This window comes from Bartonella sp. AD328YNZD (assembly GCF_042196425.1).
Window position 1 is genome coordinate 1 of sequence record NZ_JBHIQG010000073.1, and the last position, 2,456, is coordinate 2,456.

Consider the following 2,456-nt stretch of genomic DNA (forward strand, 5'->3'; position numbering starts at 1 on the left):
TTTCTTGCCGATAAGGGCTATGATCCGCTCTATGGTGCTCGTCCGCTTAAACGGATTATTCAAAAAGAAATTCAAGACCCTCTCGCAGAGAAAATCTTGTTTGGAGAAATTCACGACGAGACAACGGTGAAAATTACAAAACAAGGAGATCGGTTGGAATTTTTGCCTGAAGATTAAGTTTGGAGAAATTCATGGTATAAAGGGCGGTGATAATCTTATTGTGCGATAAAACACCGCGCTTTGAGGCGTGCTGATTTAGAAAAATTCACTGTGAGACAGCGGTGTTTTATTGCAAAGCAAAGGGAGTAGCCGGTGTTTTTGCATATTAAATGAGCGTTCTCGAATATCGTAGGATTCTTTTCCTTCTGTTTGTCGTGAAAACTATTTTCTTGCAATGTTATAAGTGAAGTCACAAGCAGGATTGCTTTGTTGCTTTATTGCTTTGTGTGTAGAAGCGTTAAAGAGAAATGCCGTTTATCAACCGTAAAACATTGCTTTTTGAGGGGGCTGATCTGTGGCATGGGAATTTTAGACGAAGATATTTTGACGATGGATTGGAGTTTTGCTGTTTAAGCAAAAGGTGGAGGATGCGTAAAACGCGCTGCTCTCTCATTTTTTCGGTGATGTGCGTTTTTCTGCTTTAAAATTTTGCTAAAAGTTTTTTTAAACTGTTTGATTGATTGCACTCTTGTCGGTGGCTAATAGATGATGAAGCATGATTATCTGCACAATCAAGTTTGCTATTTTGCAGTTTTTTAATCAAGATAAAGACTTGAAAAACAAGACCTCTAACTTGTTTTGGTTAAAATTTTTGCTATTCGTGTTACAAAGGCAAGTTTAAGTGGAAGGTGTATATTAAAAATACCATCTATATCTTAATTGATTTTACTTAACATTTACCAATAAACTATAATATGGTAAATATTAAGTAAAATAAAAAGATAATGAACTTTTTTCAAGGATTTTAATAAAAACTGTATTGGAATTTATTGATAAAAAGGATCATTTGAAATTTAAGCGGGGTAAAATTTAAATGGGGGGCATAATCTTATGAAATTAGCCACAAACAAGGAAATAATTAACAGCTGGTTTGCAGAGGATGTTAAGAGTTATAATCGGCGTATTCCAGAAAGCTTAAAGGATTTCTATGAGGATAGGAAAGATTCGTTAATAAGTGATGCTGAGCTTCAAAAGAAAATTTTGGACTCTTTAATACAAGATGTGTCGTTAACATCGGATGATTCCAATCCATTAAAGTTGTTTCTTGAACAAGGCTTTTCTTTTAGGGAGGAGCAAGGGGCGAGAGTTTTTGATACTATTAGAGGTGAGCATTCGATATCTGTTAAAAGTGGAGAAAGCGTTGATCAATTTAAAGTGAATGATCCAGAAATTGAAGCATCATCTATACCGGACAAACGAGAAGATCACTATACATTTCTAATGACGTGTGATCGAATAGAGCATGCTTTTAGAGAAGAGTATGGGCTGGACAATCTTTTAAAAGAGATCAGATCGTCTGTCCGAGAGCAGGATAATATTGAGAATTACAATTGGTTAGAAAAGCTTATTGATAGTGCATTAAATAGTGAAAATGCACCGTTACAAGAAACACAAGAAATCTACATTCCAGACATTCGTGATCATCGTTTAGATGAAAAATCATATGAGCTCGCTATAAAAATCATTCGACGAGCAGTCAACTGTCTTGGGGTTCCCTCACGTTTGTACAATGCTTGTTTTTTTCAAAAAGCTTGTTCTTTGCGTGATCTTGTATTCATTTTTGGCATAGATGCTCAATTTGACATAAATGATCAAGTTCTTAACGAAGTCATGGATATGTCGACAGTTTATGACGCTAAAAATAACCTTTTAAAAGTACAAAATTTTGGTGAGAAAAATAGCGATGTTATTGGTCTTGCTATGTCAAAAAAAGCGATATCTATCCATGACTTAAAAAGTACAGGGTATAGCGAGTTTGATCCAAGCAATTTGAGCACGAATATCTTTTTTCATATTTCGCAATCGTCATTATTTCGTCCGTTTGAAACAATGATTGTCTTTAAAGCAGGGACTGATGATCAGATTGAAAAAACAATAAAAAGGTACGAAGGCGCCAATGGCATGAAGTTAAAAGAAGAAGCAGAGAAAGAAGCTTTAAAAAGAGTGAAAATGCTATAAAAAAGATTAATTGAGGCATTCAAAAGTCATTGGAAAATTATAAGTGACAACAAAAATGCAGCTGATTATCCTATTTGCCTTAAAACACTGCTCTCTGAAGGGGGGTGGTGTCTTGATCTGAATTTGATTTAAGGATGTTTTGTTGTTTGATATATTAACAAATAACGTTGATCGTTGTGCTTTTGCCTAATCAGAAATTAGCCACAAGATTGCTTTTTGTTTTTTCGGCTGGAGCTCTCTAAAGTTTCTCAACAGAGTGTGTTCTTTTTCGCTATAGG

1 protein-coding gene and 1 pseudogene are annotated in these 2,456 nt (G+C 34.9%); both read left to right on the forward strand.

Annotated features, from left to right (window positions below):
* A pseudogene (locus ACFIO3_RS05170) lies at window positions 1-177 on the forward strand (ATPase); the annotation flags it as partial.
* Window positions 178-1,050: 873 nt separating this feature from the next.
* Window positions 1,051-2,178, forward strand: coding sequence for a hypothetical protein (locus ACFIO3_RS05175; protein ID WP_375704167.1), 1,128 nt, complete (start codon window positions 1,051-1,053; stop codon window positions 2,176-2,178).
* The last annotated feature ends 278 nt before the right edge of the window (window positions 2,179-2,456 follow it).